The organism is Bacillus sp. 05T21, from assembly GCF_056396785.1.
In genome coordinates this window covers 1-14,391 of record NZ_JBFTMD010000011.1, presented here as the reverse complement: position 1 = coordinate 14,391, position 14,391 = coordinate 1, and the positions used below count along the sequence as shown (strand labels likewise).

The 14,391-nt window shown below is 36.4% G+C and carries 11 protein-coding genes and 1 rRNA gene; 8 read left to right on the top strand and 4 right to left on the bottom strand.

The genetic code is table 11. The features are described 5' to 3' along the window. Positions 1–32 precede the first annotated feature (32 nt). Entirely contained in the window at positions 33–1,793 is a 1,761-nt protein-coding gene (locus tag AC1DKZ_RS18935; protein WP_002091119.1) for an ABC transporter ATP-binding protein, read from the top strand. A gap of 13 nt (positions 1,794–1,806) precedes the next feature. On the opposite strand, the gene AC1DKZ_RS18930 is transcribed toward AC1DKZ_RS18935, so the two are convergent. From AC1DKZ_RS18930 to hemL, 3 genes are all read right to left on the bottom strand, one after another. Then, complete coding sequence (locus AC1DKZ_RS18930; RefSeq protein WP_002063696.1) at positions 1,807–2,895, bottom strand: aromatic acid exporter family protein; 1,089 nt, start codon at positions 2,893–2,895, stop codon at positions 1,807–1,809. Between the two features lie 269 nt (positions 2,896–3,164). Beyond that, positions 3,165–7,601, bottom strand: a complete 4,437-nt coding sequence (locus AC1DKZ_RS18925; RefSeq protein ID WP_476996843.1) for a glutamate synthase-related protein — start codon at positions 7,599–7,601, stop codon at positions 3,165–3,167. A 203-nt stretch (positions 7,602–7,804) separates the two neighbouring features. Next, positions 7,805–9,103, bottom strand: a complete 1,299-nt coding sequence (gene hemL, locus AC1DKZ_RS18920; RefSeq protein ID WP_476996842.1) for a glutamate-1-semialdehyde-2,1-aminomutase — start codon at positions 9,101–9,103, stop codon at positions 7,805–7,807. Positions 9,104–9,230: 127 nt separating this feature from the next. On the opposite strand from hemL, the gene AC1DKZ_RS18915 reads away from it, so the two are divergent. The 6 genes from AC1DKZ_RS18915 (at position 9,231) to perR (ending at position 13,524) form a co-directional block, all read left to right on the top strand. Beyond that, positions 9,231–10,244, top strand: a complete 1,014-nt coding sequence (locus AC1DKZ_RS18915; RefSeq protein ID WP_002010347.1) for an ABC transporter ATP-binding protein — start codon at positions 9,231–9,233, stop codon at positions 10,242–10,244. Beyond that, the gene (locus AC1DKZ_RS18910) at positions 10,237–11,028 is read left to right on the top strand and encodes an ABC transporter permease (protein WP_000521522.1); all 792 of its coding nucleotides are present in this window, start codon (positions 10,237–10,239) and stop codon (positions 11,026–11,028) included. The genes AC1DKZ_RS18915 and AC1DKZ_RS18910 overlap by 8 nt, the downstream gene beginning before the upstream one ends. A 4-nt stretch (positions 11,029–11,032) precedes the next feature. Continuing rightward, entirely contained in the window at positions 11,033–11,818 is a 786-nt protein-coding gene (locus tag AC1DKZ_RS18905; RefSeq protein WP_002091114.1) for an ABC transporter permease, read from the top strand. A 72-nt stretch (positions 11,819–11,890) separates the two neighbouring features. Beyond that, complete coding sequence (locus tag AC1DKZ_RS18900) at positions 11,891–12,295, top strand: potassium channel family protein (protein ID WP_002091112.1); 405 nt, start codon at positions 11,891–11,893, stop codon at positions 12,293–12,295. 44 nt (positions 12,296–12,339) lie between these two features. Continuing rightward, positions 12,340–12,795: a thioredoxin-dependent thiol peroxidase gene (gene bcp / locus AC1DKZ_RS18895; RefSeq protein ID WP_002010353.1), complete on the top strand. Its 456-nt coding sequence runs from the start codon at positions 12,340–12,342 to the stop codon at positions 12,793–12,795. 300 nt (positions 12,796–13,095) lie between these two features. After that, positions 13,096–13,524 carry a peroxide-responsive transcriptional repressor PerR gene (gene perR, locus AC1DKZ_RS18890; RefSeq protein ID WP_165762387.1) on the top strand — a complete coding sequence of 143 codons (429 nt, stop codon included), beginning with the start codon at positions 13,096–13,098 and terminating at the stop codon, positions 13,522–13,524. A gap of 86 nt (positions 13,525–13,610) precedes the next feature. Here the strand turns inward: perR and AC1DKZ_RS18885 are convergent, their stop codons facing one another. Continuing rightward, complete coding sequence (locus tag AC1DKZ_RS18885) at positions 13,611–13,967, bottom strand: YgzB family protein (protein ID WP_002063699.1); 357 nt, start codon at positions 13,965–13,967, stop codon at positions 13,611–13,613. A 352-nt stretch (positions 13,968–14,319) separates the two neighbouring features. On the opposite strand from AC1DKZ_RS18885, the gene AC1DKZ_RS18880 reads away from it, so the two are divergent. Beyond that, positions 14,320–14,391 (top strand): 16S ribosomal RNA (locus tag AC1DKZ_RS18880); the annotation flags it as partial.

Sequence of the window (14,391 nt, the reverse complement as noted above, 5' to 3'; positions counted from 1 at the left end):
CGGCAGGTTTGTCCTATTAGAGGGGGGATTATGTGCAAGGTATAAAAAGATATTTACAATTTGTTAAACCATATCGATGGCTTATTGCTATTACAATTATTATTGGTCTTGTGAAGTTCGGTATCCCGCTTATTATGCCATGGTTATTAAAGTATATTATTGATGATGTTATTCAAGGCACGGGATCGCTTCAAGAAAAAACGTCTCAATTAATAACCGCAATTGGGATTGCTTTTTTTATTTTTGCAGTAGTAAGACCGCCGATAGAATATTATCGTCAATATTTCGCACAGCGCATTGCCAATACAATACTATATGATTTACGAAAATACATTTTTGGGCACTTGCAAAAATTGAGCTTACGTTATTATTCGAACACAAAAACAGGGGAGCTTATTTCACGTGTAATCCATGATGTAGAACAAACGAAGGACTTTGTAATTACTGGTCTTATGAATGTCTGGTTAGATACTGCAACAATTGTTATTGCCATTATCGTTATGTTTTCTATGAATATAAAATTAACCTTTGTTGCTTTATTAATCTTACCTATTTATGTAGTTGCAGTGAAATATTTTTTCGGGCGCCTTCGAAAATTGACGAAAGAGCGCTCGCAAGCGTTAGCAACTATGCAAGGGTATTTACATGAACGTATTCAAGGGATGCAAGTGACACGTAGTTTTGCATTAGAAGAGTATGAAAGAGGACAGTTTGAAAAGAGAAATAATGAATTTTTAACGAAAGCACTAACTCATACGAGTTGGACGGCGAGAACGTTTTCGGTAGTGAATACGTTAACGGATTTAGGGCCGTTACTTGTTATTGGTTTTGCGGCATATGAGGTAATTCAAGGGTCGTTAACACTGGGTACGATGGTTGCTTTTGTTGGATATATGGATAGTTTATATAGTCCGCTTCGTCGCCTTGTTAATTCATCTACAACATTAACACAGTCCTTCGCCTCGATGGATCGAGTGTTTGAATTGTTGGATGAAAAATACGATATTGTTAATGTGCCAAATGCGGTGCAAACGAAAAGGCTAGATGGGGAAGTTATATTTGATAATGTTTCTTTTCGTTATAATGCGGATGAAAAAGAAATATTGCATAATCTGTCATTAACTATGCGCCCGGGAGAGAAGGTTGCGCTTGTAGGGGCAAGTGGAGGAGGAAAGTCATCTCTTGCTAGTTTAATTCCGCGTTTTTACGATGTTTCTGAAGGTGCAGTTTATATAGACGGGATAGATGTAAGAAAGTATAATATGAGAAATTTACGTAGTCATATTGGAATTGTGCTACAAGATAATTTATTATTTAGCGATACAATCGGGGCTAATATTTTATATGGCAATCCGAAAGCTACAGAGGCGGAAGTGATTTCAGCTGCCAAAGCTGCACAAATTCATAATTTTATTACAGAGTTGCCAGAGGGCTATGATACTGTCGTTGGGGAACGTGGTGTGAAATTATCTGGTGGACAAAGACAGCGTGTAGCAATCGCACGGGTTTTTCTAAAGAATCCGTCTTTACTTATATTAGATGAAGCAACTTCCGCTTTAGATTTAGAAAATGAACGATATATTCAAGAGGCACTGCAAACGTTAGCTGCAGATCGGACAACAATTATTATTGCACATCGATTAGCGACGATTACGCATGTTGATACAATTATTTATGTTGAAGATGGTGAAATAAAAGAAAAGGGTTCTCATGAAGAGTTAATGAAAAAGAGGGGATTTTATTACAATCTATATCAACTTCAGCATATAACAGAAACAGCTCCTTTAGCGTAAAAGGAGCTGTTTTTTATTCGTCTTCTTTTTTATCTTCGATTTGGAGTTCGCTTTCTGGTTTATGGTATGTGTAGAAGCTATCCACAAGTAAATCTAAATGCTCTACTTCCTCACTGTAGTTAATAATTGAAGAAATAAGAGGGAAGAGGTGTAACCATATTTTATATGCTTCCTCATCGTCCTTATTTTGATAATCCATAAAGATATCAATCAATTCTTGTTTACCTGTTTCAACTTCATCAAGCATCTCAACGGATTGTTGTTTCTTTGCTTTACCAATAAATTTTAATAACACTTGTTCGTGATAATGCGTCAATGAATCAAGTTCGTTTTGAATAGATTCCTGAAACTCTTCTGGCATATAGCGCAGTTCATTTTCGGTGCGATGTAATGATTTTAACGTGCTTAAAGCGCGGCTTGTTGTCGCTAACATTTGTCTGAATAAAACGAGCTTACGAATTTTCGCGAACTGTATTTTTTTCGTATAGCTTCTTTCTTCTTTATACAGCAAATAGTAATGATTTAGTTTAATCATTTTTTCTTTCATGCGATCAATATCGGTTTTTAGCGTTGTAAAATCAGAAGCTTGCCTACTGTTCATACGAATCCATTTAACAATTTCCTCTGTATTATCAACGATGCGATGGTAAAGTTTTGTTTCATATTTTGGCGGCATAAATACTAAATTTACAAGAGAAGCCGCAATAATTCCAATCATAATCGTCGCGAATCGAAGTAAGGCAAAATTAAAGAAATCTTCGCCTTGATACTCCATAATGGCGATAACTGTTACTAAAGCGAGTGATATTGTTTTTTCTAAGCGTAATTGCAAAGTAAGAGCAATTACTAATATACACGTTAATCCAATAATAAAAGGATTATGTCCAAAAGCAGTAGCAAATACGATAGCGAATACAGCACCAATTACGTTTGCTTGAATTTGCTCAAGAGCAGTTAAATACGAGCGGTATACAGACGGTTGAACAGCAAAGATAGCTGAGATTCCCGCAAATACAGGACTCGGTAATTGAAGTAAAATACAAGCAAATAAAGCTAATGTAATGGCAATACCCGTTTTTAAAATGCGAGCACCAAGTTTCATACCCTTATTGATATCCTTTCTCTTGTCATAATGAATGTACAACATGATACTATACATTCATTACAATATGTTAGCAAGTGATATTTTAGTGACGTTAAAAAGTTTAATAAATAAATTACAATCAATTTATAATTTCTCCAAATTCTCTTTAAACATCTATTCTTTAATAAAAAAACCTGCTGAATTTCAGCAGGTTTCAAATTGTTATTCTAGATTACTATGCGATGCTCGCTTCGTCAATTTTTTTATGAAAATAAATATTGTACATGTCATTCAGTTGAAATAGATGGATCCGCCTGTTCTTTTTTCGGGATAATTTCATAGAAGTGAAGCTGGATATCATCTAATAATGGTGTTAACAAAGCGACTTCTTCATATTGTTCGTGCTCATTTAATACACGAATGTAGTCTAATAATAATTCATTCACATCTTGCAAACCATTTTTACTAATTGGCTGTAATGTTACATTTGCACCTTTAGCAATTCTTCTTTTTAAAGCGTGTTCTGTTAAACCTAAGTTTGGATCATGATGTAAATAAACAACACCACCAGTCATGCCGGCACAAATCCATGGACCAGGATCTCCTAAAACAAGAGCGCGACCATTTGTCATATATTCAAAAGCAAATCCTTTTATATTAGAATATACTCCGATATTTCCTTGTTCTTTTTCGCGGAGTGGTTTTGTAATTCTGCCTCCAATTATCATATCTGCTCCAGAAAGGCGAATGCCAGCACGAGCATCGGCGTTACCTTGCACGTATAATGCACCTTTTTGAGCACCGTATCCAAATCCTTTCCCGACAGAACCGTTATAATATGTTCCATCTGTTCCTTTTGCTTTCGTTATATAAATGCCACCGCCAAATGAAGTTTTTCCAATTCCATCTTGCGCGCCACCATTTACGTGTATAAATAAGTTCTCGCTATTGTACGCGCCTAATCCGTTTCCGGGAACAGATCCGTTTGTATACTTTAATGTAAGTGGTTCAAGATGAGTGTTTTCATATAATTTGCTACGAATACGATAACAGGATTCTAGACCGCCCATTACGCGTTGCTCTACGCCGACGCTTACTAATTCTTTTGACTGGAGAGAATTTGTTGTTTCAAATTGTTTTTCTTGTACAGATGCCGTTATTTTCACAGATAAATCTTCTATCGTTTGTATTAAATTACGTAAGTCTAATAAGTCCTTGCCTCGAGTTTGTTCTAATAAATCCGATCGTCCGATAATATCTTGTAAGTTTGTGTAACCAAGCTGCCCTGTTAAACGTTTCAATTCTGTACCGAAAGTAGTGAATAGGCTTAATAGCCCTGTAACTGCGCTTTCTAATTCACGTGGAACGAAACGGCGCAGTCCATGTTCTTTCGCTTGAGCTTCAGATTCAATTTGTGTTGCAATTCCGACGTGGCACGTATCGAGATGACAACCACGGCAAGTTGTACAGCCAATTGCAATCATTGATAATGTGCCAAATCCGATCCGATTTGCTCCAAGAAGCATGATTTTTAAGGCGTCATTGACACTTCGAATACCGCCATCTGCCCAAATTTCTACTTTATGTCTCATATGTGCTTCTAATAGAGCGTTATGTGCAGCTTTAACACCGATTTCTACAGGAAGACCTACATGTTGCAATGCGTGAATACGCGCAGCGCCTGTTCCGCCATCAAATCCACTAATGTTAATAAAGTCAGCGCCAGCTTTTGCGATACCGACAGCAATTGTTCCGATGTTAGGAACGACAGGAACTTTTACAGCTACTTTTGCAAGATGATTAGCCGTTTTAATTTCTGTAATCATTTGAGCCAAGTCTTCAATTGAATAAATATCATGGTTGTTAGAAGGTGAAATTAAATCCGAACCAATTGTAGCATTACGTGCTTCCGCAATTTTGGCAGTCACTTTTGAACCAGGCAAATGTCCACCTTCACCAGGCTTCGCTCCTTGACCTATTTTAATTTCAATTAAATTTGATGAATTTAGTAGTTCAGCGTTTACTCCAAATCGGCCAGATGCAACTTGTTGTCCGCGTGTATGTGGGTACTTACCAATCATATCTTTAATTTCGCCGCCTTCACCGTTCAAACTAATCATATTTAGCTGATCGGCAGCTTCTGCATACGCGCGAAAGGCAATTTCATTTTGAGAACCAAATGACATAGAACTAATAATAAATGGTAAATCATGATTGTGAATGCCGATGGACACTTCTTCAGTCGGAACTACATGCTGTGCTTGTTTTGTTTGAACAAGGTGCCTGATTGCGATGGGAGTGTTTTCTTCTAATTCACTTAACTTGTCGCGGTAATCATCATAAGAGTTTCCTTTTGCAACATCACCAATTGCTTTCCAAATCCGCGGGAATATATGAAATGATTTTCGCATTCTAACTTTTGGATTGTTAAAATCCTCAGCTCGAATTTTTGCATCTTCAGCAAGTGATTCAAGTGAAAAAGCTAAATTATTTGAACCGCAGAAGTTTGTAATTTGTAATATATTTGCGATTTCCTCATGTAATCCAATAGAGGAGAAGAGGCGACCGTAACCGCGTAATTCATGAATTCCAATCGTTGAAATTACTTTCTCTAGTCCTTTATTAAGTGCGGTATACAAATTAGTAATTGGTATTTTTGTTTCATCATTTACCGTTGCGAACAATAAATATGGATTAATACCATCTGCCCCTAATCCGTATAGCGTGACGATATCGTGTAAGGAGCGAAGGGCACCGGAACGTATAACGAGAGAGCATTTCCGGCGTAATTTATTTTTAGTTAATGCTTGATGTACTTTGGCAGTAACTAAATGTGGGTCAATCCATAACAGTTCATTTTGATGAGATTTAGCATCATCTAATAATAGTAGGGAAGCACCATTTTTAACGGCTGCTATCGCTTCGGAACTAATTCGATTTAATGCGATTTGTAGAGTTTCTGATGGACTAAATGTAACAGAAATTGTAGAGACAGAGCTATGAGTAATGAATAGCTGTATAAGTTGTTCGTACGTAATCGTGTGTAAGTCTGCCGCGATAGATTGAGCTAAATTCCCTTCTAAAATAATGGGTGAAAGCATCTCGATTACAAATGGTTGTTTAGAGTTATCTAATAAACCCGGACGCTCTCCGAGTACAGTACGTGTGGAGAAGTGTTCAACTTCTCGATCGCGATCGATTGCTGGATTTGTAACAACGGCTACACTTTCCTTAATGAAATCAGCAATATTTCGTCTATCTGTATCAAGTGCGGCAAGTGGTGAGTCATGCCCAAGTGAACGAATTGGTTCGACGCCTTTTGTCGCCATTTGTTCAAGGAGCTGAATATGTTCTCGATCCCAGCCGAAAGCGACGTATTGGTTCGTTTCAACTTGAACCGAATCACATAATCCCTCAGTTTCTTTCGTTTCAGGGATAGATAAGTTTACATGATAATTGGTAACATCGATTCGTTTCTTAAAACGGTTATATACTTCAATTTGATAATTGTCGTATTCATAGAGAACGAGCTCATCTTGTTGATTCCATTTTAATCCAACTTTTTCTCCAGGAGCGAGTGGTTTCGGCTCTGCTACATATTCAGTTGGTGATACAACTCCAGGTTCAGAAGAGAAAATATAGGAGCTCTCTGTCTCTACTTTCCAAACTGGGCGTAATCCAAGGGAATCGACACTGAAAACAGCTTCATCTTTATAACGTGAAATAATACCAGCTGGACCTTGTGCGAAATGCCCCCAAGCCTCACGTATATAAGTGTATAAGTTTTGTAAGTTTGTTTCGTAAAGCTTTATTTCATTAATAATTGGTGGAAATAATATATCCATTGCTTCAAATAAACTGTAGTTATACTGAACGAGAAGGGTTTCTAAGGTGCGGTTTAAATCTTGGGAATCACTGCCCCCGGCAGTAAGTGGTACATTAATCATTTCAGCTTGATCGCGTAATTTTGCAATCGTGTTAATTTCGCCATTATGTCCGAGAATGCTAAATGGTTGTACACGAAAAAAATTAGATAACGTATTAGTAGAATAGCGATTATGTCCTAGTGTCATAGTTGAAGCGATAAGTGGGTGTTGTAAATCATTGTAATAAGCAACGAGTGTATCGCCAGCACCGAGAACTTTATATACAACATGTTCATGACTTAATGAGGCAACATGAATTGCTTCATTTTCTTCGATTTTTATTGTTACAGAAAATAATGTTTGTTCAATGTTTTTAACTTCACTTTCGGCGATAAGGGCAATTTGCCAAAATAAAGGTTCTTCTTGTTTACCAAGAGGACCGAGTGCATCTGAGTTTATTACATCATCATTTTCGAGAACAATTGTAAAGCTTTCATTGTTTAGTTGCGTACGAATGTAATCTTTTAACTCGGCAATGTTTTCTTTTTTGTTTAGAAAAAAATGTCCAACGATAAAGTGGGGATGATCCACAATCGTTGGATTATATCCGCTACTTTTCAGTTTTTCATTCCAAAGTGCTTTTGGCATGTCGATATGAATTCCGATACCATCTCCTTCGCCATTAATGAAACCAGCTCTATGATTCATTTTGACTAGAGATTGTATACAAAGATCGATGTTTTCTTTTGTAGGAATTCTTCGTTTTTCCATAACGGAAACGATTCCACACGCATCATGTTCTGCATTTTTATAATTCCGAAATAAAGACGGTGTCCATTTATTTTTTTTATTGAGCATCCGTCAATCCCCCCTCTGGAAAATGATTTTTGAATAATCTTACTATTTAAGGCGTGAACTGCCTTGTATACATGGATAGTAAAGATATAAAAGGATATAAAACAGATAATTATGAATAATTATACTATTAATGAGGGATTTATGAAATAGAAAAAAGGAAAAAAGAAAGATGGGCTTTCTTTTTTCCTTTTGTAATGAAGAGATTATTTATTGTTCGCTAGGGTAGAAAATGCTCTGCCAACAGCTTCAATTGTATATTCAATATCTTCTTTTGTATGTTCTGTCGTTAAGAACCATGCTTCATATTTAGAAGGTGCTAAATTAATACCTTCTTGAAGCATCAGCTTGAAGAATCTACCGAACATTTCACCATCTGTATTTTTGGCWGCATCGTAATCTTCAATTGTATTTGTCGTGAAGTATACAGTTAATGCACCCTTTAGACGGTTTACTGTAATATCGATGTTATGTTTTGTAGCTTGATCTAAAATTCCTTTTTCAAGCATTGCGCCAAGTGCATCTAATTTCTCGTATACGCCTTCTTGTTGAAGTACTTCTAGACAGGCAATCCCTGATGCCATAGAAGCAGGGTTCCCAGCCATTGTACCAGCTTGGTATGCAGGGCCGAGCGGTGCAACTTGTTCCATAATTTCTTTCTTACCACCGTAAGCACCAATTGGAAGTCCACCGCCGATAACTTTACCAAGTGCTGTTAAATCTGGGGTTACGCCAAGTAAGTCTTGAGCGCCGCCATACATAAAGCGGAAAGCAGTAATAACTTCATCATAAATTACTAGTGCACCAGCTTCGTGAACGAGTTCATTAACTTTTTCAAGGAAGCCAGGTTTTGGCTCAACAATACCGAAGTTTCCAACGATTGGCTCTACAAGGATAGCTGCTACTTCGTGTCCCCATTTATCTAACGCTTCTTTTAAAGTTTCTACATTATTAAATGGAACAGTAATAACTTCTTGAGCGATACTTTGTGGCACACCAGCTGAATCGGGAATTCCAAGAGTAGAAGGACCAGAGCCAGCTGCTACAAGTACTAAATCGGAATGACCGTGGTAACAACCAGCGAATTTCATAATTTTTGTGCGGCCAGTGTAAGCACGAGCAACACGAATGGTTGTCATAACGGATTCTGTACCAGAGTTCACGAAGCGGACTTTATCTAAAGCGGGCATTGCTTCTTTTAACATTTTTGCGAATTTTACTTCTAATGCTGTTGGAGTACCGAATAGTACGCCGTTTTCAGCCGCTGTTTTAATTGCTTCTGTCACGTGTGGGTGAGCATGTCCAGTAATAATAGGGCCATACGCTGCTAAATAATCGATATATTTATTTCCATCTACATCCCAGAAATAAGCACCTTTTCCGCGTTCCATTGCAACAGGAGAACCGCCTCCAACTGCTTTAAAAGAACGGGAAGGACTATTAACACCACCAACGATATGTTCTAAAGCTTCTTTATGTAACGCTTCTGATTTTGTGAAATTCACTACAATTCATCTCCTTACAAAAATCTATGTATTATTCTAACATGTTTTTTGAAAAGACGTATTGTTTGTGATAGAAGGAGCAGTTGGGTAAACTATTCGTTGTGACATTTAGGAAGGGGGTCCGATTATGAAATCGGTAATTGAGGTACAAGGGTTACGTAAAGAATTTACAGCTTATTCAAGTCGTCCGGGATTAAAGGGTGCATTTCGCGATTTATTAAATCGTAATTATAAAATAGTACCAGCAGTAAATGATGTTTCTTTTACTGTAAAGCAAGGTGAAATGGTTGGTTATATTGGTGAGAATGGTGCTGGTAAATCAACGACGATTAAAATGCTTACAGGGATTTTGACTCCGACATCAGGACAAATTACAGTGAATGGAATGAATCCACACAAACAGAGAGAAGAATTTGTAAGAACAATCGGCGTTGTGTTTGGTCAGCGTTCCCAGCTTTGGTGGGATATTGCTGTACAAGAATCATTTCGTTTATTGAAGAAAGTGTACGGTGTATCAGACGCTCAGTATAAGGAACATATGGAACATGTTATTGAAACGTTAGATATTGGTCCTTTGTTAGATAAACCGGTACGGAAATTATCTCTTGGTCAAAGAATGCGTTGTGAATTGGCAGCAGCGTTAATTCATAATCCGCCGTTATTATTTTTAGATGAGCCAACAATTGGACTAGATGTTCTTGTGAAATTGAAAATACGAGAATTCTTAAAAGAGATGAATGAACGTTATAAAACAACAATCTTATTAACGACACATGATATTACTGATATTGAAGCTTTATGTGAACGTGTCATCATGCTTGATGAAGGGAATATTATGTATGACGGATCTTTAGATAATCTTCGTACGCAGTGGGGAGTAGAGAAGGAAATACATTTTCAGTTTGTTGCCCCGGTTTCATACCAGGAGTTATCAATGGTTATGCCAGATAGTCATGTTGTTTGGTTAAAAGCGAAAGAAGAAAACGCATGGGTTGCAAAAATACCGAATGAAGAAGTTATCATCTCTATGTTGATTTCTAAAGTAGTACAAGCCTTTCAAATTAAAGATTTGAAAATTAACGAAGTGTCTACAGAGGAAATTATTCGTAACATTTATGAAGAAGGTATTATGCATGGGTAAGTATATTGAAATGATTCGGATTCGCTTTTTAATGATGCTTGCTTATCGTACAAATTATTACAGCGGGATTTTAATTTATACGATTAACATTGGTGCGTATTATTTTTTATGGCAAGCAATTTATAGCGGGAAAGAGAATATTGAAAGTTTATCTATTTCACAAATGACTACGTATATTGCGATCGCATGGATGGCACGCGCTTTTTATTTCAATAATATAGATAGAGAAATTGCGATGGAAATTCAAGAAGGGCGTGTGGCGGTAGAGCTAATTCGTCCGTACAACTATTTAGGTATGAAAGTTATGCAAGGGCTTGGAGAAGGGATATTTCGTTTTGCTTTCTTTTCGATTCCGGGCATGGTTATTGTTACGTTATTATTTTCATTACAAATTACAACGAATTTTCAAACGTGGTTATATTTCTTCCTATCTTTAATATTTAGTTTTATCATTAATACACAAATAAATTTAATGACAGGAATGCTTACATTCTTCTTATTTAATAATAGTGGAATTATGTATGCGAAACGTGTTGTTATCGATTTATTTTCTGGTTTATTATTACCGATTAGTTTTTATCCGTTATGGGCCCAAAAAGCAATGGTGTTTTTACCGTTTCAAGCAATTAGTTATATTCCAAGTATGATTTTCTCTGAAGGTATACAAGGAAGTAAGTTATATGAAGCTTTATTATTTCAAGTGATTTGGGCAATTATACTTATTATTCCAATTGTACTGATGTGGAAAACGGCGAGAAAACGTCTAATCGTACAAGGGGGATGACGAGATGATATATATAAAATTATTTTTGCAATATGCAAGTCAATATATAAAAACAAAATTGGAGTATCGTGGCGATTTTATCGTCGGATTACTTTCAGATTTATCACTACAAGCTGTTAATTTAATCTTCATTCTCGTTGTGTTTGGGCATACCCAAGCACTAAAAGGGTGGAGCCGAGAAGAAGTAATCTTTATTTATGGTTTCTTTTTAGTACCGTTTGCCATTTTTTCAGCTTTCTTTAATATATGGGATTTTAATGATCGTTACATTATTAAAGGAGAAATGGATCGTATATTAACGAGACCGATTCATAGTTTATTTCAAATTATATTAGAAAGAATGGAACTTGAATCTTTAATTGGAGCTATTACGGGGATTATTGTGATGGGTTATGCAGCAATGGAGCTGCAATTATCTTTTTACTGGTATGATTTCTTCTTATTCCTACTTATGGTAGGGGGGGGGGCACTTGTGTACGGCGGGATATTTGTTACGCTTGCAAGTCTTGGCTTTTGGTCGGATGCGAAAAGTTCCATTATGCCGCTTATGTATAACATAGGGAATTATGGACGCTACCCTGTTGATATTTATAACCGTGTTATTGGCTTTGTTTTAACGTTTGTTTTACCGTTTGCATTTGTTGGGGTATATCCAGCAGCATACTTTTTAAGAAAAACAGAGTGGAATAGCTATGCTTTCGCAACACCAATTGTTGGTGTTATCTGTTTTACTATTGCAATTACCCTCTGGAATCAAGGGGTTAAACGATATCGTGGTGCGGGAAATTAATTATAGAAGCTTGTTCGTTTCTAAGGGATAAATCCGCTATAGTCCTCATACATATAAAATGAGGTGGAGGACATGTTATGGGGATTTATTCTATTAATTGCGGCAATCGCTATTTTGAGAAGTGTCCAATTATTATGGAGTTCATATTCAAATTCCAATCGTTTCTTTTCGCTGTACAATTTAGCTACGTTGTTTTTAATTTATACAACGGTACTGATTGCGTTTGGATTAAGTTATGTTGTGCTAGAGGAAATGGGTTTTGCGGTTTTAAAAGAAGATGGGGATAGGCTAAGTGCTCATTCCTTTCAACTCGTTGAAATATGTTTATATTTTAGCGCGGTTACTTTATTGTCCGTTGGATATGGTGATATAGCTCCGATTGGAATCGGAAGATGGATTGCAATTGGAGAAGCATTAATTGGATATACATTACCGTTTGCTTTTGTGGTAAGGACTGTAATGGACAATGAAAAATAAGGTAGCATTTGTTATAGTAATAGAAAAGAAAAGGAGTGATAACAATGATCACAGTAGGAGAAATAGCACCGGAATTCACATTAGAGGGAAGTACCGGAGAACAAATTCGCTTAGCTGACTTCCGAGGTAAAAATGTAGTTTTATATTTTTACCCGAAAGATATGACTCCAGGGTGTACAACCGAAGCATGTGATTTTCGTGATGCATATGGATTATTCCAAGAGAAGGACACGGTCATCCTTGGCGTAAGTCCTGATTCGGTGAACAGACATATGAAATTCATCGAGAAGCATGAGCTTCCATTTGTACTTTTAGTAGATGAAGATCATAAAGTAGCAGAATTGTACGATGTTTGGAAGTTGAAAAAGAACTTTGGAAAAGAGTACATGGGAATCGAGCGTTCTACATTCCTTATCAATAAAGATGGTGAACTTGTAAAAGAATGGCGTAAAGTGAAAGTGAAAGGACATATTGAGGACGTTCTTTCTTATATAAAATAAATCTATATTAATGTGGAAAAAAATACATATGTAAGGCATGCGTCTATACATATTTTCTTGCGATACATAAAGTGAAAGTGTAGGGCATACCTCCTCAGATGATAGTATTCCAAGTGCGATTATGTCGCACTTTTTTCTATGTAAATGTATAGGAAATACGGGAAGTTACATAAGAATAAGGCTATATACAAAAATAAACCACATACTTATAGTAGAAATATTGACGATTTATAAGAAAAGGAGTACACTCTTTATAAGAATTATAAAATAATAATCCGTATAGAATCGGGGTGCATGACGGTGGTCAAAGAAGAATTAAAAGAAGCGCTAGAAATGCTGAAAAATACGGGTGTACGCATTACTCCACAGCGTCATGCTATTTTAGAGTACCTTGTGGAATCTATGACGCACCCAACAGCGGATGACATTTATAAAGCATTAGAAGGTAAGTTTCCAAATATGAGTGTTGCAACTGTCTATAATAACTTACGTGTGTTTAAAGAAGTTGGACTTGTAAAGGAATTAACTTATGGGGACGCTTCAAGTAGATTTGATTATGTTACAAGTCAACATTATCATGTGATTTGCGAAAAATGTGGTAAGATTGTTGATTTTCCTTATGGAGGTTTGGAACAGCTTGAAGAGGAAGCTGCGAAAACGACAGGATTCATTATTAATAGTCATCGCTTAGAAATTTATGGCGTTTGTCCAGAGTGTCATAAGGCGTAATATATAATAAAGAAAGAGGGTGACGATTAAGTCACCCTCTTTCTTTATTATATAGGGATGAAAAAATACTAAAGTGAAAGTACGTGTTATCCTTTATAGCTTTTTTTATTGTACTTCTCATTAAATTCTTTTCCTTCTAAACTCGGATCCAGTGTTAAAGGTTGGTTGCAATGCATGCATGCGTCGACACGACCAAGCATTTTTGTTGGCTTATCGCAGCTTGGACAAATAATTTGTACAGTCTTAGTAGATAACATACCAATCCAAAAGTAAACGACAGTACTAGCGATAACAGCTAAAAAGCCAACCATCATAAATGTTGTCATAATAATAATGTTGTCACGGAAAAAGACACCTAAGTATGCAATGAAGAGGCCGATAAATACTAAACTTAATGCAAAGGTCCGAATTTTATTGATTTTGTTCGAATATTTAATGCTCATTCTCACCACGCTCCTATAATAATAATATAACATAAAATTTAGAATTTTCACTCGTGTGTAAACTTAGTAAAATGATAAGGAGATATGATTTTTTAAGCTTTTAACGGGACGTGAAATTTTTTTATAAAAAGTATTGACCCTACATATACTGCATGATATATTAATAAACGTCGCTGATGCGGAAACGCAGTGAACGACAAAAAAAGAAATTTGAAAAACTTAGTTGACATCGGAATACGAAGATGTTAACATGAGAAAGTCGCAATTGAGCGACGAAGTAGTTCTTTGAAAACTGAACGAAACAAACAACGTGAACGTCAATTTTTATTTTTAGATGCTAGACAAACTAACTTTATTGGAGAGTTTGATCCTGGCTCAGGATGAACGCTGGCGGCGTGCCTAATACATGCAAGTCGAGCGAATG